Here is a 20,565-nt window from a genome sequence, read left to right as displayed (position 1 = left end):
CGGTCGCTGCCCAAAGCCGTATCGAGACTTGGTCCCAGTCGCCCGTCTCACAGCAAGGCCTCCAGAGTTATCCCATAGCTTCCATTGAAAGACTTTAGCTTTCGACCTAGCCTCAAATCCTGCTATTATATCCAGGAAGAATTGATGATTTCCAATTTTACGTATTTTGAAACTCGGCTGTACGAAGATCAAACCAACCGCGCAAAGGACAACCGGTCACCGTTCCAGCGAGACCGAGCGCGCATAATGCACTCGGCGGCATTTCGACGGTTGCAAGGCAAGACGCAAGTGATGGGAGCTGGAGAAGGTGATTTTCATCGTACTCGATTGACGCATTCCATCGAAGTGGCCCAAATTGGTTATGGCCTATTGGAGGCTTTACAATTCAAGAAAGCAACTTTTCATAGGCATGTGCAAGATTGGCTGCCACCGCGTGATTTGATTGAAGCAGCCTGCCTTGCACACGATCTTGGACATCCTCCCTTTGGTCACAGAGGGGAGCAAGCACTTCACAGCGCAATGTTGCGCCATGGAGGATTCGAAGGAAACGGCCAAACGCTTCGAATTCTCACGAAACTTGAGAAGTATAAGAAACGAGGCAAAGGGCTGTATCCAACTCGTCGATTGGTTCTCGGGATTTTGAAGTATCCGCGATCTATAGGATCGTTCAACCTTGATGAATATACAACGAAGCCACCGAAGTCGTTCCATGAAGACGAGGTAGATATTGTAGAATGGGCGACTGAAGGCTTCGCTACCGCAGATAAAGATAGGCTGATGCAATCTGCTGACGGCAACGGGGCCCACCATAGCCTTGACTGCAGTATTCTCGAACTCGCTGATGACATTGCGTACGGCATTCATGACATCGAAGATATTGTCGCTCGAGGACTAGCGACAGAAAGTGAAGTTCAAGACGAGATAACCAAAGCGTTCGAGAAAATTGGTGGTTCTTGCTTAGATGGTTTTGATGCCAAGTCAGTATGCGATGGCCTACTTTCAGACAGCTTCCAGAGAAAGCAGATGATTTCCGGGCTCGTAAATTTGTTTATCACAAATGTGACGATCACAGAGGACAAGTCATACGAGCACCCAATCCTTAGGTTCAACGCTGCCCTACCCGACCGTCATCAGAAACTCCTGAAAGCCCTTAAAGGGCTTGCCTACAAACTCGTTATCCGGAAGGCGAAAGTACAGCAACTGGAGCGGAGAGGTCATATGGTTGTAGCGCGACTGTTTGATGCATTGCTCTCAGATCCTGAGAAGTTGATTCCTCAGTCATCTTGGCAAGATGGGTGTACGGAAAGCTCCACGGAGCGCCGCGTATGTGACTACGTCGCCGGGATGACAGACAGCTACGCCGAGCGGCTGTATAAGCGCCTTTTCACCCCGGGCTTTGGGAGCAGTGGCGATGAACTGTGAACCCGCTAGACTAACGGCTCGGCGGTAACCTTATAAGACGCCGTTGGTCACGCTCCGCGACTGTTAGAACAGCGACTCGCTCGGTACGAGGCAACTAGATGGGTGTATTATACGCTCGTTTAGGAGCCTACCTTGGCAGTAGATTTTAGTCGGGCCCGTAGAGCGATGGAATCACGAATCGCACTGAAAGCACCACTGGCTAATCTAAAGAGGACAAAATGATCCAGACGTCGTTAGTCACCGACCTCATAAGCCGTCTGCTTTCAGTCAAGCCCCAAGCGTCCATGGCGTTGTTGCTCCGAAAGGAGGAGAAACCGCCAGTGACAAAGGCGCTTTCGAAAGACGTAAAGGCGCATGTGTCTGTGCTCGCGAGGCACCTAGATGAAAATCGACCGCGTGAGGCGATAGCGACAGCACTGGCGATGATCTTCCTCGAACCCGACCACGCCATTTCATGTATGCGGCGCAATGGCGTGCTCCGTGCGTCGCGATACGAATACAGAGGTTCCCTGATTGGCAGGATCGCTAAGGCGGTACTCGGCGTCCGTGACGTTTTCGCCATGTCGCCGGATCGGATCGCTTACCTGGAGTCAGTCGAGGCACTGACGTGCGTCGCGGGAAACGCCCGAACGCTGAAAAAAGAAATCGAGATGAAGGTGAGGGCGCACCGTTCGGTGGTGCTGAAAACCGTCTTCGTATTGATCAACAATCTTTTCTATCGTGAATGGATTAACGACCACGAAGCCAGTTCATTAGATAGTAGGCGTTACACTTCCGAGGAGTACGCTGAGGCAGCATCGTTCATATTTTACGTCTATGCGTCGATGTTCCCGGTCGATGGTTTGTCCTTCGCGCATGTGGACACCGATGCCGCGGGAAAAAATGCGCTCATCTATGAACGACTGTTGGTCGCCGCAATTCGTCTGGCGAAATTCAGGGAGGCGGAGCAACTCATCGATGGGTTGCCATACCGTGCGGACCGCAAAGGGGAGGAGGTCACGATCTCCTCAATTGATCCGGACGTCGAGCGTGCGGTGCGCCTTGGCTTCATACAACAGCGAACCCAAGCTATTATTCGGCAGTTCCACCTGCAGGAAGCAGACCAGCCAATCTCTATCCAAACGCTGATAGACACGGGGTTTGACCGCGGCAGCTTCGATAATCTGCTTGAGGTGAAAGATCATCCCGTAAGACGCCTGATCCTGAAGATGCCTAAAGTACCGGCAGTCTTCGATGCCTGGTTCGCAACCAATAAGCTGTTTCGAGATGAGATCCAGATGCTCATGGAACTAGACGTCGACCACTTCGGTACGTTCGACGACCTTGTCTTCCCCATCACAGACCAAATCTCATCGCTGGACGTTCTCAAGGTGCAGCGCTACTTCAAATTTATAAGTTGCGCGTACCAGCGTCGACTGGAAGACACCCAAGACCTAGTCGAGCGCGAAGAGTTGACTCTAACGTCGACACTCTTGGCTATTCCGCATGATGCGATGGTTGAACAAATGCGGCTCATCCTCGGCAACGAGGACAAGGCACGTGAAGTTATCGGACTTTTGAAGATGGTTCCTGGAGATGGGCATCTCGATCTCCAGTATCGTCCATTCGTAGACATTGGTGACTTCTATATGGTCGCCCCGCATGTTGTGGCGGTCTCCAACCTCGTCCGCAACACCATCGTCGCCAACGGCCTCCGGTCAGCAGCGATTGGTTCGAAGGACCTCATGGTTCACTCTGTCACCGAAGCGCTCCGGTCCGCAGGGTTCGAGGTCGAAAGCGACTTGACCGCGAAGATCGCCGGTCAGAAATTGGAACTGGATATCGTCGCAAGGCGCGATGACATGCTCATACTTCTCGAGTGCAAAAACGCTTATCACCCAGTGTCTGTTCATGAGATCCGGAACAGTTGGGAGCACATCCGCAGCGCCGCGAAGCAACTCGACAATCGCCAGGACATCTTAGTGGACCCAGCGAACCAGTCACAGCTATTTAAAAGGCTTGGGTGGAAAGACGGTTCCAAGTGTGCGGTTCACACCGGCATCGTCATTGCAAACCGGGTGTTCCACGGCGCAAGTCTCAATGGACATCCAATACGGCAAGCACACGAACTGGTGAATGTGCTAGAGAGCGGACGGATCGCCACGAGAAACGGGCCGAAAGAGGAGAGCCTTTCATTCTGGCTCGGGCCCAATTTCCAAACCGCCGACCTCACTACATATCTTGGCCCGAAGTCTATCGCTTCCAAACAATTGGCGGAGCTTGATGCCCGATCTTGGCGCTACTCGATCGGATCCCGAGAGCTTGTCTTCTCCTCATTCGCCCTCGACATGGCCAAGTTCGAAAAAGGAATGCGGGATCGCTATAAACCTTAGCATCGGCGATCTCAAAAGTACGCTCCGGAAAGAGATACTATCTCTCTTGCCTTCGCCGCGCAGCCTACACCTCAGCGATCCGCCCTATCAATCCCGCTCTGCTCGAGAGATCGGCGATCGGAAGATTGCCGTCCGTTAGAAGCGACTTTCCGGCCTGCATTGCTAAAAATGGAGGGGTGTTGCCACGCTGCCACGATTAGCGATTGCGAAAAATAGCCTGACAATTTCGCTATACGCAAGCGTGGTATTGATTCCGGTCAATCTAAGCCACTGCGAAAAATAAAGCCAGTTTCTTGCTGAAACGAAAAGGTGGCCCTCCCGACCTATTGCTGAGTAGCGCTTGCTCGATGGTTCGAGAATGCTCGCAATCAGCAGCTGGCTGGAAGGCTGCTACAGCTCGGAGGCGTTTAATTATATGTGGAACTTTCATATTGACAAAGACCTTAATCGTGAGGGTAGTGAAACCTCATTCAAACGTTTGTCGCAGCCTGCGGAGGCGCTTGATGACAGCAAGGCTCCCCACTGTCTGGAATTCCGGAATACTCTGGATCTTCTTTTCGCGGCGCTCCGTGCGGATTGGGAGTATTTCGCGGCACCTTCGGATGCTGCAGACCGCGCAGAACTGGGCCATGCCGCAGCATCGGTATGGGCAGCCTGCATTCAATCGCTGCACACCGTCCAAAATATGCCAGACGGACATCCGGATCTGAAAGCAGCCGCGGCACAGATGCTTGAGACCATTCCGGAACAGGCCCCGAAAGCGACTTTCGTCAGCCTCCAAGGCGCGTACATCCTGTCGAGCGCTAAGAAGCACAAAAAGGCGTGCCCTGAAGTGGCCGACCTGCTGGAAGAAGCGTTTTGCCTTCTTGAAGCTTACAGCGCCAACTTGGTCGTCATGAGCCTGCGCTGACCCGACGCGAACTCAGCTGCCGCACCTGCCATTTTGTAGCAGCCCCCGCTGCAAAATTGCGGCAGCTCTCCATTTCTCACAGCACACTGAAGGGCCGGGCCGTCCGTTGGCGCGTCTCGGATCCAACTGGAGACCTGTATGCCTATCACCAATTCTATCTACGCCTTTCCAATTGATGGGAAATTCCGACGTATCCACCACGGGCCCATCTACAAGCTCTGGCGCGACCGAGCAGCCGCAAATGGATTCACCATCGTCGGTCGCGCCGTCAGTCACGAACATCTCGTTCTTGGATGTCAGACCTGCGGGCTCCCGACCGTAGCGCGGGTCAGCCATGTTCGCGATGGCAACCCAAAATGTTCTCACTGTATTCAGGAGCGCCGTGGAAATGTCGCACTGGACTATGGAGCCCTTCATCTCGGCCCTGACCCAGAAGGAGACCGGAAGTACCGCCTCTACAAACTACCCTGCGGTCATACTGGTCGTCGCCAGCCTGGATGCGTTAAGAAAGCCGCCGCCGGTCACCACGAACTGCGTTGCGATATCTGTTTGAAAGCACGACATGCGGCAGAGGCTGAAGCGCAAGGTTGGCAGCTGATCGGCAAAGCGAAACGTAAGGGTGCAAGTTACCGTCGTTACGAACACGTATGCGGCCATCAGCAAGACGTCACGATTGCGAACATGCGACACGGCGACGTCGATTGTGCTGGCTGCGGTGAGAGCTGGACATCTAAGCCAAGCAAGATCTACCTCCTCCGCTTTCACCTTCCGAAAGGTATGGTGATCAAGCTGGGGTACAGCAACAATCCGGAATTCCGGATGCGGCAAGTCCAGCACGACCTTTTAGTTACGCGGGGGGCCGTCATTCGGGACATCCCGGTGGCGACGGGACACCAAGCTGTGCGCATCGAAAAAGCACTGCACTCCTTCATCTCAGCATCTTGGCCTGATCTGATCGTGCCGCCCGAGAATTTCGAACGATGCCTCCGTACCAGCAGTGAAATCTATGATCATCGTGCGGAGGCCTTTATTTCCGACCTTCTCGACGCCGTTCTCGCAGGTTGGGATCCGAGTTCGGGCAAGCCCCCATTTTGAACCACCACTGATACCTAAGCAAAGCCGCGCCCTGCGCGGCGCCCTCCCTCCCAAAGCTTCGGAACCTTCCCTCATGCCACCTTCATCATTGAGCCCGCGCGCGAGCGCGCTCTCTCCGCATGTTCTCTCGATCATGCGCCCTCTTTTGCGTCGCATTGCACTCTGGCATCGCGACCGTATCGCGGAATCCCGCGTCATCAGCGGCTCGCCTGCAAATTTTGACGAGGGGAACTGTGACCTCGCCGTCGGTACTGGCGTACCGCCCAGTTTTGATGCGATGCTCTTGCCGCCCCAGTCGCGTTTCGACGCGCTTTACTCTGCGACACCAGCAGCCTCCGGAATGACCGACAGCGAGGTCGCGGAGGCCATCGGAGAGGGCTTTGACCCGTGGGCTGAAGAAATCGACACCCATCGCACCAGCCCTCTACCTCAGCCCCCCGTGGCCTCATTGCTCTATGCCGCGCGCTTTGCAGCTTTGCTCCAAAGCGACAGAGATATCGAAGTCTTTACGACGCCGCGGTCTTTCACCCAGCTTGCGGTTGCATCACCCCAAGATCTCAAAGTTGTACGGCGCGAAATTGAGCGCATCTTGGAGTGGCTTTCAGATCTGGAAAATCATCTGGATAGCCGGTGGCGTGGCTTCGAAATTGTCGTTCAACAAGAAGCGCTGACGGGATCAAAAAGCGAGACAGACAAGCGGGAAGAGCATTTTGAGAATGCCATTGCTTCTGCAGTGTGCAAGGGCATGAAAGTTATCGTTCTCACACAGGGCCTTGCTTCTCTTCCCCCTGTCGGACGCGCAATGTGTCAAAACACGCTACAGCTCCCGCCGCTATCACCCGAAATCTCAATTGAGGTCCTGCGGGTCACGCATTCTGCGACTGGCGAGGTTGCCACGGAAAATCTCCGCGCGCTGCTTTCGGAGTCCACTTCTCTTGCCGCCTTGCCGCTCGCAGTCATTGAGGGCGCATGCCGCGAACCGACGACGCTCGCTGCCGCGAAAGCCCTTGCAGACGCAGCGGCCCGCATCCGGAAACCTACCCGGAAAACCCTTGAGGATGTTGTGCTGAATGCCACCGCACGCGACCGCATGGACCGATTGGTCGCCGACATCAGAGCCTGGCGTTCCGGAAACCTGGCGTGGTCGGAGCTCTCCGCTTCCGTCCTACTGTATGGCCCGCCGGGAAACGGTAAGACGTTGCTCGCAGCGGCATTGGCGGGTTCCCTCGAGGTGCCTCTGATCTCGACAAGCTATTCCGATTGTCAGCGGCATGGCCATCAGGGTGACATGCTTCGCGCACTGTCTGACAAGGTCCAGGAAGCTATCCGGAACGCCCCGAGTGTATTCTTTCTCGACGAATTGGACTCCTTCGCTCACCGGAACATGCCAAGCCGCCGAAACGATTACATTGTTGGCGTGGTGAATGGGTTGCTCGAACACCTGTCGGTGCTCAACGATACGCCGGGGGTGGTTGTGATGGGGGCCACGAACTACCGTGAAATGATTGACCCGGCGATCATCCGCACCGGACGCTTCGACACCCATTTAGAGATCGGCCATCCGGAGCGCGCAGCAATCATCCGCATCTTCGAGAAGGCCATTGGAAAGGGCGCAGGCCAGTTTGACCTTGCGCCGCTCGCAGATCAGCTGCTGGGAGGATCCGGGGCCCAGGTTGTAGGAATTGTTCGCGAAGCGCGCGGATTGGCTCGATCCGAAGGTGTTGAGCTGCAAGAGAAACACCTGGGGGAAGCCGCATCGAAGTTTGCGCCGCCTCATGATCAAGACGTGCTCTGGCGCATGGCGGTCCACGAAACCGGTCATATCGTCGTTGCCCATCATCTCGGCCTCCCGCCCGCCAGAAAAGCTATGCTGACAAACACCGGCGGATCAGTCGAATTTCCGGAAAGTCCTTTCGAATGCCAAACAACTTTCCGGAACCGGATTGCGACACTGATGGCCGGGCGAGCCGCGGAACAGGTTATCTTGGGCACTGTTTCTAATGGAGCCGGGCTCGGGCCCAGCTCGGACCTCGCCGAAGCAACACGCCTCGCTGGTCGCGCCCTCTTTGAATGGGGCTTGGGTACTCAGCTTGCGCACATCCCGATCGATATCACACAGCGGTACGGGACAGCCCAAGCTGCCAACTCCGATGTGGAGGATTGTTTAGGATCGGCGGAGGAAACCGCCCGTAAGATCATCCAGACCTACCGGGAAGATGTGCTTCGAATCGCGGAAACGATGGCTGAAGAACGCGAGCTTTCAGCCGACCGCATTTCAGAACTCTTGAGCAGCAGCGAAGGAAAACCACCGGGATTGGAATATTGATTGTGACTTTGCCCCCTCGATACTGGACCGCTTGAAGCCGGAGCTTCCGGGTACCCTTTCTTGGATGAGATAGGTTCGCAAACCTAGAGTGCTGACCTACAGCCCATCACATATACGCTTGGTGCTAACGGCGCGACGATGCTCAACTGCAAACCAGGACCTCATGACTATTGCCCCGCGAAGAACTGCAGTGCGTCCTTTAGGATCTCTCAACCCTTCTTATGAAAGCAGTATCTTACGCCGAAGCCGATCGTTCTCATGCACAAGACCTGGATCGTTCTTGGCTCGCGTCGAAGACGAACGTACCGGGCCTAAAGCAACTTCCCACCGCACCGTTCTTGGCCTGGATGAGAGCGATCCGACCTTTTCGTTAGACGGTGAGTTGCTGCCGCTGCTCAACAGTGTTCCACAGCGGGCCCGTCCACCCCGAGCCTGACGCAAGAGCGGGCCACGACGCTGCGGGACCATCTACGGAGGCTTGAGGAGCTTGAACGGCCCTCGCTGTTCGGTTTTACCTATCCTAAGGCAGGACCCAACCGACGGCACATCCTACCTTCAAGCGCTACAGGTTGAGAAATTTCGTTATAGTACGAGGGTTTAAACGCGAGAGATGGAGATGAATTCGGCAGCTTCTCTTGATCACTACTCGCTGCGGCTCTCCCTGTATGGGCTGGATGCTCTGTCCCTCTCCATTGAGAAGTTAATGGAAAGGCAAATCATCTCGTTAGGCCACTGTGACTGTGGACTGGCCGGGCTCGCCCTGGTAGAAAGAGGTTACACAAGAGTTCACACAAATCATCGCTCCGGATTGCACACCCTAGACCTAACCCTCTGAAAAATATGTGACTTATAATTTCGGTGTGTTTTGGTGGGTATCCTACCATCCCAGCCAACACTCTCCCCCGATAGACACCCCCGCACAGCGCCCGGCCTACGACATCGCGTCGCAGATCAAAGCACCCTATAGCCTTGTCGCGACAGCCGGGGTATCAGGGCGTATGTCCGCCGTTTCGCGCATATCCTCGCTTCGGGTCAGTCTGACCCTCTTGCTGCTGCTGGCACTTGCCAGCTTGCCTTTCGCCCATCGGGCGACCGCGCAGGTGCAGCAGGATCCGGCGTTCATCGCCTTTATCCAAGCGGGCGGCACGTTGAGCGATCTCTGCGACGGGCCGGTCGAAGGGCAGAACCATGCGGCATTGGATTGCGAAGCCTGCCGCATCGTCAACGCGCTGATCTTGCCCAGCCCGGCGGATGTCTTGCTGCCGCGCGCGGCGCAGCACTTTGCCATGCCCCGCCTGACCCGCGCCTTGGGCGCACCACGCAGTCCCGCCGGGGCGCCACCGCCTGTCAGGGGGCCTCCTTTCGTCTGAGCCACCACCCTTCTTGCACATCTCAGACAATGGAACATGACAATGAAATCTTTCTATTCCGCAGCTTTGGCTGCCCTCCTCGCCCTGCCCGCCGCCGCGCATGAGTACACCGCGGGCGCTTTGACCGTCGATCACCCGGTGGCCTATGAGACCCCAAAAACCGCCCGCGTGGGCGGCGGCTATCTGACGATCACCAATGGCGGCGACACTGCCGATCGTCTTGTCAGCATCAGCGCCGAGGGCTTTGACGAAGTCTCTCTCCACGAGACGACCACCGATGACATGGGCGTCGCGCGCATGTCCCATGTGGACGGCATCGACCTGCCCGCGGGTGAGACTGTCACCCTCAAACCCGGGGGGCTGCATGTGATGTTCATGGGCCTCGACGGTGACCCTTTTGAGGAAGGCGAGAAAATCCCCGCCACCCTGACCTTTGAAAAGGCCGGGACCTTGGATGTGACGTTCAATGTCGAAAGCCGCCGCGGGCATGACGCGGGCGGAATGGATCACTCCTCGCACGAGCATAAACACTAAGCCCAAGCCCATCGCAGGATGCGCCGCAAGGCGTTGACCGGCCCGCTTCAACACCTCTGCCTCTGGGCGGTGGTGTTGTTGTTTGGGGCGTTCTCGGCGCTCGCGCCCGGAACCATGCCAGAGCGCCAGCAAGGCGCGCTGACCATGGTGCTGTGCACGGGCTACGGGGTGGAGACGGTGACCATCGGGCCGGATGGCGAACCGGTGCAGCCCGAGCACAAGCCCTGCGATTGGAACCAGCACTCCCTCGCGGCCCTACGCAGGGGGCTGGCGGTGCAGCCCTTGGCCGTTACCTTTCACCCGGCGCCACCGCTGCCCCCTGCCCCTGCCACACAGCCCAAACCGCGCCGTGCCTCTGTCAAACGCGCAAGGGCACCGCCACGGGTTCTCTGACCTCCAAACCACATATCAATTCAGTCAGAGGACCAAACACATGGTTTCCATCGATCCTGCAGGCGCGGCAGCCCTGCAAAACGACAATACGCAACGTGCGAACAGCTTTTACCGCGCCGCTTGGCGCTGGCATTTCTATGCCGGGGTCTATGTCATCCCCTTTTTCATCATGCTCGCCCTAACGGGGCTTGTGATGCTCTGGATTGCCTTCATCGGTGGGCGGGACGGAGAGCGGATTGCCGTCACGCCCCAAGACGCGCCCCTTGCCCTCTCCGATCAGGCCGCCGCCGCGCAGGCCAGCATCGAAGGTGGCACCCTTGTGCAATATGTCGCCCCCCGCGCCGATGATCTGGCCGCGATCTTTCGGGTGGACGCGCATGACGTAGCGACCATGGTCGCCGTCGATCCCTATACCGCCGAAGTGCTCGCCAGCTTCCCACGCCGCAGCGGCTGGTACGACATGGCCGACAACATCCACGGCAGCCTGCTATTAGGCGTGACCGGCGACCGCATGATCGAGATCGCGGCCTCGCTTGGCATGGTGCTGATCGCCACGGGGCTCTACCTCTGGTGGCCGCGCGGCACCGGTTTGCGCGCGGCACTGCTGCCGCGACTTGGCCGTGGGCGCGCCTTGTGGAAATCTCTGCACGGGGCGATCGGGCTTTGGGTGTCGGTCGTGCTGTTTTTCTTCCTGATCTCGGGCCTCTCTTGGGCCGGTATCTGGGGTGAAAAGATGGTGCAGGCATGGAGCCAGTTCCCGGCGGAGAAATGGGAGGCCCCGCTGTCGGATGACCTCCACGCCAGCATGAACCACGGGCCCAAGGAGGTGCCTTGGGCGCTGGAGCAGACCCCGATGCCCGCCTCAGGCAGCGATGCCGGGGTGGCAGGATTGGCCGAAGGCACGCCCGCCACACTTGACACCATCGACGCGCTGGCCCGGCAGATCGGCCTTGACGCGCGCTATCAGATGAACCTGCCGCGCGGCGAAGACGGTGTTTGGACGCTGAGCCGGGATTCGATGAACACCGATGCCGAAGACCCCACCAGCGACCGGACGGTGCATATCGACCGGCACACGGGCAAGATCCTCGCCGATGTGCGCTATGAGGATTATTCGCTGGCCGGCAAGGCGATGGCCGTAGGCATCGCGCTGCATATGGGCACCTTGGGTTGGCCGAGCGTTTTGGCCAATACGCTGTTTTGCCTGTCGGTGATCTTTCTCTGCGTCTCCGGCGTGGTGATGTGGTGGAAACGCCGCCCGGCAAATCCTGCCGGTTGGCTCTCTGCCCCGCCCGCCCCGCGCAATATGACGCTGTGGAAAGGCGCGGTTGTGGTCGGTCTGGTGGTGGCGCTGGCCTTTCCGATGGCGGGGGTCACCCTGCTGGTCGTGGGTCTGCTGGATTGGCTCCTGCTCCGCCGCGTGCCCGCGCTCAAGCGCATGGTCTCCTAAGATGCCGCCCGCCCCTCTTCGCGGGGGCGGGCACCCTCGCGGCGTTCAGGCCGTGTGCTGTTTGATCAGCTCTTTGTACAGCACTTGGATGCGTTTGGTGACAGGCCGCTCGCCCGTGCCGATGGGTTTGCCGTCAATCTCGGCCACCGGGGTCTGCGCGCCGAAGGTGCCGGTGAGGAAAGCCTCATCCGCGCCGTAAGCCTCGTAGACCGAGAAGTTCTTTTCCTTCATCGGGATGCCATTCGCGTGGCAGAGGTCGATGACCTTCTGCCGCGTCACGCCGTTCATGCAGTAGTCGCCGGTCGAGGTCCAAACCTCGCCCCGGCGCACGATGAAGAAGTTGCAGGCATTGGTGGTGTTCACGAAACCATGCGGGTCGAGCATCAGCGCTTCATCCGCGCCCGCTTCTTCGGCCTGAAGGCAGGCGATGATGCAGTTGAGCTTGGAATGACTGTTGAGCTTCGGATCTTGGCTGTGCGGCAGGCCGCGCACCTGCGGGACCGAGGCCAGCCGGATGCCCTTGGACTGCAGCCGGTCGACGGGTTTGGAATGCTCCATGATGATCACCAGCGTCGGCCCGGTGGTGCTGAGTGACGGGTGCTGAAAGGGTTTGTCCTTGATCCCGCGGGTCAGCATCAGGCGGCAGTGCACGTCATCATGCATGTCGTTCGCCTCGGCCGTGCGGCGCAGAGCGTCGGCGATGCCGGCCTTGTCCATCCCCACATCGAGCGAGATCGCTTTGCAGGAGTTGAAGAAGCGGTCCATATGCTCGTCGAAGAAGGCCCATGTGCCGTTGTAGAGGCGCATGCCTTCCCAAATGCCGTCGCCCAGCATAAAGCCCGCGTCATAGACCGAAACTTTAGCTTCGTCGCGGTGCAGGATGTCGCCGTTGACATAGATCTTGATGTCGCGGTTGCGGGCGTCTTCGTCGGCGGCGTGGGTGGTGGTGTGTTCGGTCATGATGGGGGTCCGTTGATGAGGGCGGTAGGCGCTATTGATACGCAAATGATGCGCTCTTACCACCCCGGCCCGGAACTGAGTGTTTGGCGCCCGGCCCTCCCCCGGTATTGACTACCACCCCAAGCCCGGCCGCAGGCGCCGGGCCATCGCCTGCCCGCCCGGACGGGTAGGCGATTTGGTGAGGCTAGGCCCGCCCTGGCGAGGTCTTATCACGGTTGAACCATAAAGTGGTACGAGGGACCGTCAGATCGCCCACCCGCGGGCAGGCGATGGCCCTTGTGCTATACCCGCCAGCTCAACACGCGACGCTCCACAAAGGCCACAGCCGCAGAGACCGCCACGCCCAGCAGCGACAGGATCACCACCCCCGCGAAAAGCCGCTCCAGATCATACAAGCTCCCCGCCTGCAGGATATACGCCCCAATCCCATATTCCGCGCCCAGCATCTCTGCCGCCACCAGCAGGATGATCGCGATGGTCAGCGAAATACGCAAGCCGGACAGAATCCCCGGCATCGCGCCGGGCACCACGATCTTGGACACGATCGACCACCAGCCGAGGCCGAAACTCTGCCCCATGCGGATCAGCACCCGGTCCACATTGTCGACCGCCGCATAGGTCGCCACCACCGTGGGCGTGAAAGTGCCAAAGGCGATCAGCGCGTATTTGCTGGCCTCATCAATGCCGAACCAAATCACGAAGAGCGGCAACAGCGCGATCTTGGGGATCGGGAAGATCGCCGCCACCAGCGGCACCAACCCCGCGCGGACCAAAGAGAACAACCCGATCAACACGCCAATGCCAATGCCCAATGAGGCACCGATCAGCGCGCCCACCGCCAGACGGGTCAGCGAGGGGCCGAGGTGTTTGAACAGCATCCCCGACTGATAAAGCTCTTGAAAGGTCAGCAAGACATCGCTGGGCCGCGGCAGGGTCAGGGGTGAGATGAAGCCGCTGCGCGTGCCCCATTCCGCCAGCAGGATCAGCACCACGAAAACCGCAAGCCCCACGCCGCGCCGGGTGCCGGGCTGGAAGCCACCGCCGCGAAAAGTGACCTCGCGGGCATTCACATCCGTCATTTCAGCCATCGATCAACTCCGCATCTGCCGCCGCGGCTTCATTACGCATCAAGCCCCAAAGGTGCTGTTGCTGCGCCTCCAATGCCGGGTCGCCGTGGCGCCGCTCGGCCAGTGGCATGTCCAACTCCACCACCTCACGCAGCTCACCCGGACGGCGCGACAGGACGACGATCTTATGCCCCAGCCGCACAGCCTCGGCGAGGTTGTGGGTCACATAGACCGCCGTGAAAGGCTGCCGCGTCCAGAGCGCCACGAGGTCATCCATCAGCAATTCGCGGGTCTGGCTGTCGAGCGCGCTCAGCGGCTCATCCATCAGCATCACGGCGGGGTTCACCGCCAGCGCCCGGGCAATCGCCACCCGCTGTTTCATCCCGCCCGACAACTGCTTGGGCAGCGCATCGGCGAAATCGGTCAGCTTGGTCCGCGCCAAGACATCGGCGATGATCGCCTCGCGCCGCGCCGTGCCCAGCCCATGCCCCTCCAGCACCAGCGCCACATTGCCGCGCACGCTGCGCCAAGGCAGCAGGGCGAAGTCCTGAAAAATATAGGTCAGCGGGTTCAAACAGCCCTCGGGCGCATCGCCCATTTGCAGCACCCGGCCTTCGCTGGGGCGCTCCAACCCGCCCAGCATCCGCAGCAAAGTGGATTTGCCACAGCCCGACGGGCCAACGATGCAGACGATCTGGCCGGATGGAATGTCGAGCGTGATGTCACGCAACACTTGGGTTTCACCATAGTAATGGCTGACGGAGGAAAGCTTGAGGTCCATGCCGCCCTTTTTCAGCAAAAACGCCCCGCGCGCAATGTGCGATCCGCAAGAGGGCGCGACCGCCCTGCCCCGCGGGGTCGGTTAGGAGGGCGGCTCCCCCTTGCCGCGCAGCCCGTCCACCGCGATCCCGGCGGTGAACCCATGCACCAAGGTCGACAGAAGGATGGCAAAACCCACCATCGCCCACAGCGGCTCCTCGTCCAGAAACTCAACCTTCCCCGCCGCATAGGCAAGGTAATAGATCGACCCGATCCCCCGTATCCCATAGAGCGCGATAACCCAGCGGGGGCGCGTCTCAAGCGGCGTGCCCATAAGCGACAGCCACCCCGCCAAGGGGCGCACGACAAAGATCAGCGCCAGCACGATCACCGCGCCTGCAAGGGTCAGATCGCCCAGCAAGGCTGGCAGAACCGCGCCGATCGCCACCAGCAAAAGCGCCGTCAGCGCATGTTCGACAGCGGCGGTGAAGTCATGCAAACGGCGGTGGAATGCGTGATCCGCCTCGACCCGCCGGATCACCAGACCGGCCATTGCCACGGCGATAAAGCCATAGCCCTCGGCCAATTCGGTGGTGCCATAGCACAACAGCACCCCCGCCAAGGCCACCACGCCCGAGGAGGTTTCGGCCAGTACCGCATGCCGCGGCACCGCAAACAGAACCTGCCCCAAGGCCCAGCCCCCCGCAGCCCCCATGGCGGCCCCCACGGCGATGCGCCAGAAAACGTCACGCGCCAGCCATTCCACGCCCCAAGACGCCGGGGCCAACCCCTCGGCGGCGACCAGAATGCCGAGGTAGACGAAAGGAAAGGCCAAGCCATCATTCAACGCCGCCTCGGTCGTCAGCGCGAAACGCACCGGGTGCTCGCCGCCCTCATGCGGCGGGCCGACCTGCACATCGGCGGCCAGAACCGGATCGGTGGGCGCCATCACCGCCCCCAAGAGGATCGCGCCCGCCGCGGTCATCCCCGCAAAGGCCCAGCCCATCAGCGCGACCGACAGGATCGTCAACGGCATGGTCAGCGCCAGCAACCGCGCCGTCGGCCCCCAGCGGGACCAATCCGAAAGCCGGTCGATCCTTAGCCCCGTCGCGAAAAGCGCGACGATCACGCAAAGCTCCGAGACGACCTCCCATGGAAAGGGCATCGCGCGGGGGTCGGGGAATCTCGGCATGCCGGGGACTAGGGCGAAAACCCCCATGCCGAGCAGGATCAACAAGCCCGAGGCCGCAGGCTCACGACGGCTGAAAAAGCGGGGCAGCCAATGGGCAAGGATGACCACCGCCCCCACGGCCCCCAATGCGAAATGATAGCCGTTCAGGGCGAAAAAACTGCCGTCGCTCATTGCCGATTCCCGTTTTCTGCTCAGGGGCTTGGCCCCATATCAGCATCACAGGTATCTTGGCGCGTCGGCATTGCCAGTCATGCGGGGCGGAAATCCCCTTGCAGGCCGCAAAGCAAAAGGCGCGCCCGTGGGGAGCGCGCCTTGCACAGTGTAGCCTTCAAAAGGTCGAGCGTTTAGCTGCCCGCCGTCTCGACATAAGAGGTATCGATCAGCGTCTCCAAAGTGATGTCGGCATCGACCAACCCTTCGGACTGGAACCACTCCAACTGATCGCGGACCGAGGCGACGTTCAGCTTGGCCCCTTCGTTCAGGCGCATGGTGCCATTGATGATCGAAGGCGCGGCCTTGTCGCGCGGGCGGTCGGTGTAGACATATTTGTGGATCAAATCGATCATCTCATCCACGCCCGCATCGCCGCCTTCCTTAGCGATCATCGCGGCGTTGTAATCGGCGACGCCTTTGGAATAACCGGCAAGGAAATTCTTGGTCATCTCCTGCTCGTCCGTGGCGTTCTTGGTCGAGGTGAAGACCGTGGTCACCTGATAATCCGGCAGATAGGTCGCCACATCGCCGATGATATGCACGGCACCCGACCCGGCCAGCGGCTTGGCGATATGCGGCACGATCGACCATGCGTCGATCTGGCCCGACTTCAGCGCGCCGATCACCGCGCCGACCTTTTGCAGCGGCTTGAACTTGAGGTCGATCCCCTCAGCCGCGGCCATTTTGGAGCCCATGTAGTGGAAGGACGACCCCGCCTGCGTCATGCCAAAGCTCTTGCCGTCCAACATGCCCGGCGCGGTGATGCCCGCCTGATAGGCCGCGTCGGAGACGAGGACCTTTTGCCCGTCGATGCCCTGCTCTTCTTGCAGGCCGCCGCCGATCACCTTGACCGCGCCCTTTTGCGCCAGCGACACCAGCCCGCCGGAAATCGCCGTGATTGCATAGTCCACATCGCCGCTGGCAATCGCCACGGCCATCGGCTGCGCGGCCTCGAAGAAGCGCAGCTCGACATCGAGACCGGCCTCTTTGAAATAGTCCCGTTCAAAGCCGACGAAGCTGCCCGCGTGGCTGGTGAAACGCAGCGCGCCCAGGGTGATCTTGCGGTTCTGCGCCAGAGCCGGTGCCGCCAGCCCCACAGCCGTTGCGGCGCCCAAAGTTGCGATGGCCTGACGGCGGGTGAACAGGGTCATGGTCTTACTCCTCCAATTTTGCCGCAGCATGGTCGGCGGCTGCGCAAAAAGTCAAGCGAGAGCGGTATTTACCGATACAACCAAGACTAGCATATCATCCCAAAGCGTGGCATCGATTTGCCCATGAAGCTCTTTTCATCCAAGACCCGCCCCATGCACCTCGGCCCCTTTCCGCTGGAACGGCTGCGCCGGTTGCAGGCACCGCATGACCGGCTGCCCAAGACGCCCGAGCCGGAACTGCGGTTCGAGCGGCCCGAGACGCCGCAGAGCATCTGCAACGCCATGGCTCCCTTTCAGGCGATGATGGACGTGCTGCGCGACGGGCCGGTCAACAGGGCGGGCGCGGTGATCCCCGACAGCCCGCAGGAACGGGCCAACCATCTGAAATCCTTTGGCTATTACAACGATGCCTCGATGATGGGCATCTGCGCCCTGCCGCGCGAGGCGCGGCTACCCTACCCGCGCCGCAGCCAAGGCACCGCGCAACTGGCCGAAGGTCTGCGCAGCCGCCAGACCAAGACGCTGGCCGCGGGCGTCGATGTCATTATGGCCAACCTGCGCGACGCCGTGGATGCGCCAGAAACCCCGATCGACGGCCACAGTCATGCGCTGGTGATCCTCACCGCCTACCCCCGCGACCCGCGCGAGGGCGAGCCGGGCAGCGACTGGATCATGGACGCGCAAGCCGAGCGCGCCTGCCTGCGCGGCACCGAGAACGCCACCGTGCTCGCCGAATACATCCGCCAGTTGGGCTTCGCGGCCAAGGTGCATTCGGCCACCACCTCCGACGTGAACCTCGGCCAACTGGCCGTGGCGGCGGGGCTGGCGGTGGTGGAGGACGGCAGCCTGCAAGCGCCATGGATCGGCCCGCGCTTCGGCCTTGCGGTGGTGACGACCGACATGGCCCTCGCGCCCGACCTGCCGCTCGCGCCGCTGACCGACCAGCCGTGGTCGGTGCTGAAAGGGCCGCGTTGGCAGTTGGGCACCCACGGCGGGCTCAGCGCCCGCGACGTCGACCCCTACGCCCGGCGCGGCTATGCCATGGGGCCGCATCCTTTCGAGACGCTGAAGCGGGTCGAGGAGCCCACCACCTACATCGACGCCGCCAACGTCCCCCGCGTGCCAAAACGCGGTGACCTTTTTGCGCGCGGGCAGTTCGGCGACATGGGGCCGAAGGTGCAGAACGCCATGAAGGGCGGGCATCACGTGATCAAATCCGCCCCCTCCGCCGCACAGCGCCGCCTGCTGGGCGCGCTGATCCTGTTGCAGGACGGGCCGGTGAACGAAGACGCCCCCGAGGCCGGGGATGCCGCCCGCAACGCGGCGAACCTCAAGGCGGCGAGCTATTTCCTCGGCGCCGATGCCGCGGGCCTCTCGGCCTGCCCGGACTGGACATGGTACAGCCACGACGCCACCGGCACCCCGATCACCCCGCCGCATGACCAAGCGCTGAGCCTGATCATTGACCAAGGCTTTGACACGATGGAGGGGTCTTCGGGCGACGATTGGATCGCCGTGTCGCAATCCATGCGCGCCTATTTGCGGTTCTCAATGCTCGGCGGCGTGCTGGCGCAGCATCTGCGCAACCTCGGCCATTCTGCCAAGGCGCATACTGTGATGGACGGCGACGTGCTGCAACCGCCGCTGTTGCTGCTGGCGGGCTTGGGCGAAGTCTCCCGCATCGGGGAGGTGATCCTGAACCCCTTCCTCGGCCCACGGCTGAAATCCGGCGTGGTCACCACCACCCTGCCCGTGGCCCCCGACAAGCCCATCGACTTCGGCCTGCAAAAGTTCTGCGAGGCCTGCAACAAATGCGCCCGCGAATGCCCTTCGGGCGCGATCACCGCCGGGCCGAAGAAGATGTTCAACGGCTACGAGATCTGGAAATCCGACAGCCAGAAATGCGCCACCTACCGGATCACCAACCAAGGCGGCGCGATGTGCGGGCGCTGCATGAAGACCTGCCCGTGGAACCTCGAAGGACTCTTTGCCGAGGCGCCCTTCCGATGGGCCGCCTCGAACATTCCCGCCGCCGCACCGCTCTTGGCCAAGCTCGACGACAAGGTCGGCAAGGGCCGCCTGAACCCGGTGAAAAAATGGTGGTGGGACATCGAGCGCAAGCCCTCGGGCCAGTTCGATACCCCCGCGCAACCCGTGAACGCGCGCGACCTGCAACCGGAGTTGGACCTCAAGTTTGAAGACCAGACCCTCGCCGTCTACCCCGCCCCGCTGGCCCCGCACCCGTGGCCCTATCCCGACCCGATGAACCGCGAGGCCGGGATCAAGGCCCATGCCGCGCTGATCAGCGCCGACGAACACCGCCGCAAGACGGCAGCGGGGGAGACCGAGCACCTGCATCTCTACAAAGTCGGCAGCGACACCCCGGTGCTCGACCTGCGGATCACCGCGGTGGAGGAATTGAACGCCACGACCCGGCTTTACGACATCGCCCACCCCGAGGGGCATGACCTGCCCGCATGGACCGCAGGCGCGCATCTCGATCTGGTGGTGGCCCCCGAATACCTGCGCCCCTATTCGCTCTTGGGCGACCCCGAGGACCGCAGCCGCTACCGCATCGCCGTGCTGCGCGAGGACGAAGGCCGCGGCGGCTCGGCGCTGTTGCACCGGGTGTTCTCTAAGGGGCGGCGCATCTTCGTCGGCAAGCCGGTGAACCATTTCGAACTCATTGAAGACGCCCCCCACAGCCTGCTGATGGGCGGCGGCATCGGCATCACGCCGATGATCGCCTTCGCGCATCGTCTGCATGCGCTCGGGCGGCCCTTCGATCTGCATTACTCCGCCTCGACCCGCGAGGCCGCGGCCTTCGCCAAGGAACTGGCCGCGATGCCATGGGCCGACCGGGTGCATCTGCATATCTCCACCGAGGGCACCCGCGCCGACCTGCCCGCGATCATGGCCCGCGCGCCCGAAGGCACCCATGTCTACACCTGCGGGGCGGACGCCTATATGCAATCGGTCATGGCCGCTGCCGAGGGCGCAGGCATCCCCGAAGACGCACGGCATCTGGAATATTTCTCCACCCCCGAGGTGCCAGATTACGAAAACCACCCCTTCAAGCTCAAACTCTCCTCGGGCCGCGAGATCGAGGTCGGGCCCGAGGAGACCGCCGCCGAGGCGCTGATCGCGGCGGGGGTGCCGGTGAATCTGAAATGCTCCGACGGCATCTGTGGCGTCTGCAAATGCGGGTTGCGCGGCGGCGAGGTGGAGCACCGCGACTTCGTGCTCTCGGCCAAGCAACGCGAGGGGGCCATCATCCTCTGCCAGTCCCGCGCAGCGCAGCCCGGCGGGGTGCTGGAGCTGGACCTCTAGCCCTCTTTCCCCGGGGGCGGT

The 20,565-nt window shown here is 60.6% G+C and carries 15 protein-coding genes; 10 read left to right on the top strand and 5 right to left on the bottom strand.

Translation table 11 applies throughout. The features are described from left to right. Positions 1-144: 144 nt before the first annotated feature. The 9 genes from J7392_RS08620 (at position 145) to J7392_RS08580 (ending at position 11,872) form a co-directional block, all read left to right on the top strand. Positions 145-1,422, top strand: coding sequence for an anti-phage deoxyguanosine triphosphatase (locus J7392_RS08620; RefSeq protein WP_209217170.1), 1,278 nt, complete (start codon positions 145-147; stop codon positions 1,420-1,422). Between the two features lie 218 nt (positions 1,423-1,640). After that, positions 1,641-3,794: a hypothetical protein gene (locus J7392_RS08615; RefSeq protein ID WP_209217169.1), complete on the top strand. Its 2,154-nt coding sequence runs from the start codon at positions 1,641-1,643 to the stop codon at positions 3,792-3,794. 358 nt (positions 3,795-4,152) lie between these two features. Then, on the top strand, positions 4,153-4,704 hold the full coding sequence (locus J7392_RS08610) for a hypothetical protein (RefSeq protein ID WP_209217168.1): 552 nt from the start codon (positions 4,153-4,155) through the stop codon (positions 4,702-4,704). Between the two features lie 138 nt (positions 4,705-4,842). Then, on the top strand, positions 4,843-5,799 hold the full coding sequence (locus tag J7392_RS08605) for a hypothetical protein (RefSeq protein ID WP_209217167.1): 957 nt from the start codon (positions 4,843-4,845) through the stop codon (positions 5,797-5,799). Between the two features lie 73 nt (positions 5,800-5,872). Then, positions 5,873-8,125 carry an AAA family ATPase gene (locus tag J7392_RS08600; RefSeq protein ID WP_209217166.1) on the top strand — a complete coding sequence of 751 codons (2,253 nt, stop codon included), beginning with the start codon at positions 5,873-5,875 and terminating at the stop codon, positions 8,123-8,125. 998 nt (positions 8,126-9,123) lie between these two features. Continuing rightward, complete coding sequence (locus J7392_RS08595; RefSeq protein WP_209217165.1) at positions 9,124-9,495, top strand: polyketide synthase; 372 nt, start codon at positions 9,124-9,126, stop codon at positions 9,493-9,495. Between the two features lie 42 nt (positions 9,496-9,537). After that, a complete protein-coding gene (locus J7392_RS08590) occupies positions 9,538-10,029 on the top strand; it encodes a copper chaperone PCu(A)C (protein ID WP_209217164.1) in 492 nt (163 codons plus the stop codon). Between the two features lie 33 nt (positions 10,030-10,062). Beyond that, on the top strand, positions 10,063-10,422 hold the full coding sequence (locus tag J7392_RS08585) for a hypothetical protein (protein WP_168612334.1): 360 nt from the start codon (positions 10,063-10,065) through the stop codon (positions 10,420-10,422). Between the two features lie 40 nt (positions 10,423-10,462). After that, positions 10,463-11,872 carry a PepSY domain-containing protein gene (locus J7392_RS08580; protein ID WP_209217163.1) on the top strand — a complete coding sequence of 470 codons (1,410 nt, stop codon included), beginning with the start codon at positions 10,463-10,465 and terminating at the stop codon, positions 11,870-11,872. 45 nt (positions 11,873-11,917) lie between these two features. Here J7392_RS08580 and J7392_RS08575 read toward each other — a convergent pair whose 3' ends face one another. The 5 genes from J7392_RS08575 to J7392_RS08555 form a co-directional block, all read right to left on the bottom strand. Beyond that, the gene (locus J7392_RS08575; protein ID WP_209217162.1) at positions 11,918-12,832 is read right to left on the bottom strand and encodes a D-amino acid aminotransferase; all 915 of its coding nucleotides are present in this window, start codon (positions 12,830-12,832) and stop codon (positions 11,918-11,920) included. Positions 12,833-13,113: 281 nt separating this feature from the next. Beyond that, on the bottom strand, positions 13,114-13,920 hold the full coding sequence (locus J7392_RS08570) for an ABC transporter permease (RefSeq protein WP_209217161.1): 807 nt from the start codon (positions 13,918-13,920) through the stop codon (positions 13,114-13,116). Further along, positions 13,913-14,680 (bottom strand): ABC transporter ATP-binding protein, encoded by a 768-nt coding sequence (locus J7392_RS08565; protein ID WP_209217160.1) that lies wholly within the window; start codon positions 14,678-14,680, stop codon positions 13,913-13,915. Before J7392_RS08565 ends, J7392_RS08570 begins: the two co-directional genes overlap by 8 nt. Before the next feature lie 81 nt (positions 14,681-14,761). Further along, complete coding sequence (locus J7392_RS08560; RefSeq protein ID WP_209217159.1) at positions 14,762-16,021, bottom strand: cation:proton antiporter; 1,260 nt, start codon at positions 16,019-16,021, stop codon at positions 14,762-14,764. Between the two features lie 173 nt (positions 16,022-16,194). Then, positions 16,195-17,214, bottom strand: a complete 1,020-nt coding sequence (locus J7392_RS08555; RefSeq protein ID WP_209217158.1) for an ABC transporter substrate-binding protein — start codon at positions 17,212-17,214, stop codon at positions 16,195-16,197. A 123-nt stretch (positions 17,215-17,337) separates the two neighbouring features. Here J7392_RS08555 and J7392_RS08550 point away from each other — a divergent pair, with 123 nt between their 5' ends. Next, entirely contained in the window at positions 17,338-20,544 is a 3,207-nt protein-coding gene (locus J7392_RS08550) for a 2Fe-2S iron-sulfur cluster-binding protein (protein ID WP_209217157.1), read from the top strand. The last annotated feature ends 21 nt before the right edge of the window (positions 20,545-20,565 follow it).

Origin of the sequence: Sulfitobacter sp. R18_1, from assembly GCF_017743915.1 — a bacterium.
GTDB lineage: Bacteria > Pseudomonadota > Alphaproteobacteria > Rhodobacterales > Rhodobacteraceae > Sulfitobacter > Sulfitobacter faviae.
This window is presented reverse-complemented; position numbering and strand designations above follow the sequence as displayed.

What these genes read in the sequence shown, in the direction of transcription:
- J7392_RS08620 (WP_209217170.1), top strand. Translation starts at nt 145, where the DNA reads ATGATTTCCAATTTTACGTATTTTGAAACTCGGCTGTACGAAGATCAA.
- J7392_RS08615 (WP_209217169.1), top strand. Translation starts at nt 1,641, where the DNA reads ATGATCCAGACGTCGTTAGTCACCGACCTCATAAGCCGTCTGCTTTCA.
- J7392_RS08610 (WP_209217168.1), top strand. Translation starts at nt 4,153, where the DNA reads ATGCTCGCAATCAGCAGCTGGCTGGAAGGCTGCTACAGCTCGGAGGCG.
- J7392_RS08605 (WP_209217167.1), top strand. Translation starts at nt 4,843, where the DNA reads ATGCCTATCACCAATTCTATCTACGCCTTTCCAATTGATGGGAAATTC.
- J7392_RS08600 (WP_209217166.1), top strand. Translation starts at nt 5,873, where the DNA reads ATGCCACCTTCATCATTGAGCCCGCGCGCGAGCGCGCTCTCTCCGCAT.
- J7392_RS08595 (WP_209217165.1), top strand. Translation starts at nt 9,124, where the DNA reads ATGTCCGCCGTTTCGCGCATATCCTCGCTTCGGGTCAGTCTGACCCTC.
- J7392_RS08590 (WP_209217164.1), top strand. Translation starts at nt 9,538, where the DNA reads ATGAAATCTTTCTATTCCGCAGCTTTGGCTGCCCTCCTCGCCCTGCCC.
- J7392_RS08580 (WP_209217163.1), top strand. Translation starts at nt 10,463, where the DNA reads ATGGTTTCCATCGATCCTGCAGGCGCGGCAGCCCTGCAAAACGACAAT.
- J7392_RS08575 (WP_209217162.1), bottom strand. Translation starts at nt 12,832, where the DNA reads ATGACCGAACACACCACCACCCACGCCGCCGACGAAGACGCCCGCAAC.
- J7392_RS08570 (WP_209217161.1), bottom strand. Translation starts at nt 13,920, where the DNA reads ATGGCTGAAATGACGGATGTGAATGCCCGCGAGGTCACTTTTCGCGGC.
- J7392_RS08565 (WP_209217160.1), bottom strand. Translation starts at nt 14,680, where the DNA reads ATGGACCTCAAGCTTTCCTCCGTCAGCCATTACTATGGTGAAACCCAA.
- J7392_RS08560 (WP_209217159.1), bottom strand. Translation starts at nt 16,021, where the DNA reads ATGAGCGACGGCAGTTTTTTCGCCCTGAACGGCTATCATTTCGCATTG.
- J7392_RS08555 (WP_209217158.1), bottom strand. Translation starts at nt 17,214, where the DNA reads ATGACCCTGTTCACCCGCCGTCAGGCCATCGCAACTTTGGGCGCCGCA.
- J7392_RS08550 (WP_209217157.1), top strand. Translation starts at nt 17,338, where the DNA reads ATGAAGCTCTTTTCATCCAAGACCCGCCCCATGCACCTCGGCCCCTTT.